Source organism: Maricaulis sp. (assembly GCF_039978735.1).
In the GTDB taxonomy this organism is placed as follows: Bacteria; Pseudomonadota; Alphaproteobacteria; order Caulobacterales; family Maricaulaceae; genus Maricaulis.
Genome location: NZ_JBDWAS010000022.1, coordinates 1 through 1,999 on the forward strand (window position 1 = coordinate 1; position 1,999 = coordinate 1,999).

Annotated in this window: 2 protein-coding genes; one reads left to right on the plus strand and one right to left on the minus strand. The window is 65.7% G+C overall.

Annotated elements, in window-relative coordinates:
* Window positions 1-76: 76 nt before the first annotated feature.
* Window positions 77-973, minus strand: coding sequence for a hypothetical protein (locus ABJO18_RS06540; RefSeq protein WP_348335753.1), 897 nt, complete (start codon window positions 971-973; stop codon window positions 77-79).
* A 98-nt stretch (window positions 974-1,071) separates the two neighbouring features.
* Here ABJO18_RS06540 and ABJO18_RS06545 point away from each other — a divergent pair, with 98 nt between their 5' ends.
* A complete protein-coding gene (locus tag ABJO18_RS06545) occupies window positions 1,072-1,731 on the plus strand; it encodes a Fe2+-dependent dioxygenase (RefSeq protein WP_348335754.1) in 660 nt (219 codons plus the stop codon).
* Window positions 1,732-1,999 lie beyond the last annotated feature (268 nt).

Below are 1,999 nucleotides of genomic sequence, written 5' to 3' on the forward strand. Positions count from 1 at the left end.
CCTTCGCTCGGATCGACTTTACGGCGCGTCGCGCCGGCAAGGCGTGATCTGGATCACGCTCTTGCGATATGTCCAATCAGGGCAGGGTGTTAACCGTAGCCTTGGCCGCCGTGACAGCGCTGACGAGGGCGTCGGCATCGCCCTCGAGCGTGTCGGGGCGCAGGGCTGTCGGGAAGGCGGCGTTCAGCTGGTCGACAAGGCCGGCAAAGGCACCCGCCAGCGCCGGATTGGCGGCGGCAATCACGTCCATATGGCTGGCCGCATAGCGCTCGGCGCCTTTCGCAAAGCCGTAGCCGTCCAGATAGGCCTCGCCCGCCGCCGCATCGCCGGCCGCGACACGGTATTGCAGCGCGCCGCGCTCGAGCAGGTCGGCCAGCACGCGGGCATGGACCTCAGCCTCGGACGCGTCGCTCTGCGGGGCGTATTCCGCGGCATCGTCAATGGCGACCAGCACGTCGTCAACGCGTGCGACGATCTCGTCTTCGCCGGCGCCGGAATAGGGGGCCACCGAAGCGTCGGTCATCGTGTCGCCGAACAGCGGCGCGCCCAGCGTTTCCAGCACCGGTTCGAAGTCGATATAGATCTCGTTGATCGGGTGGGCGAACATTTCCGCGCCCGCCGTGCGATTGCCGGCCCGGTAGGCGTCGATGCCGGCCAGGTAGTGGGCGCGCATGACTTCCAGCGCGATCATGTAGACGACAGGGTCGCTTTCCGCAGCCGCCGGATCGATGCCGAACTCGCCGCCGCCGGAACCGCCTTCACCTTCGCCTTCACCTTCCGACCAGCCGCCGGCAGGCGCAGCCGGTTCGGCCGCATGATCGGCTGCGGCACTGGTGTCGTGCTGCTCGGCCTGGCTCTGCGGCACTTCGTCCGCTGGCGTGTCGCTGACCGGCTCGCTACACCCGGCCAGTCCGCCCAGCAGGGCGGCAGTGCCGACCGTGGTCCAGATTCGCGTACGGCGCTTGATACCCATAAGCATTCCCCTTGCCTTGTTTTCGGGACGTCTTGCCCGACCCTGATAGACCGCCTAAACCCATTTCCGGCAAATGACAATTAGTCGCAGGTAATTTCATGCTCTTGTGTCTGCAGAATGTGTGCGCCGCCGAGACCGTCGAACAACTCCGGCAGCTGGCGGGTGAAAGCGATTACGCCGATGGCCGCAAGACGGCCGGCTGGGCGGCGCGCGAAGTGAAGCGCAATGAGCAGGTCGAGGCCGGCCCGCGCATCGACACGATCCGCAATCTGGTACGCAAGGCGCTGATGGCGCACCCGCTTTTCGTCTCCTTCACCCAGCCCAAATCGATCACGCGCATGCTGGTCTCGCGCTACACGCAGGGCATGGAATACGGGCTGCATGTCGACGACGCGCTGATGGGTGGCCGCCGTGCCGATCTCTCCTTCACGCTCTTCCTGTCCGAGCCGGACAGCTATCAGGGCGGCGAGTTGGTGATGGAGAGCGTGGACGGGGAGACCGAGATCAAGCTGGCGCCGGGCGAGGTGGTGGTCTATCCGACCGCGGCGCTGCACCGGGTGGCGCCGGTGACCAGCGGCGAGCGCGTCGCCGTGGTCGGCTGGGTGCGCAGCCTGGTGCGCCGTCCCGACCAGCGCGAAATCCTGTTCGATCTCGACCGCGCCTGCCGCGCCCTGTTCGAGCGCGACGGCAAGACCGCCGAACTCGACCTCCTGCTGAAGAGCAAGGCCAACCTGCTGCGCCAGTGGGCGGAGGATTAGGGGTAGCGTCTCTGTGACTTCCTTCTCCCTGGGGAGAAGGTGCCCGAAGGGCGGATGAGGGGGAAATCCCGGTCAGGGTTTGAAGGGCGAAAGACGGTGTCTTCCCCCTCTCCCTTGATCTCCCTCCCCGGGGCAGGGGAATCGCATATGAGATTTGAGGTTGCGTTGATTGGTGTTGCGGATTCGGTTGGTGTCTTGTTTTGGAGTGCTGCCGATGTTTTCCGAGCTTCCCGATCCGCGAGCGGCCAATGCCCGTCATCGCCTTTGT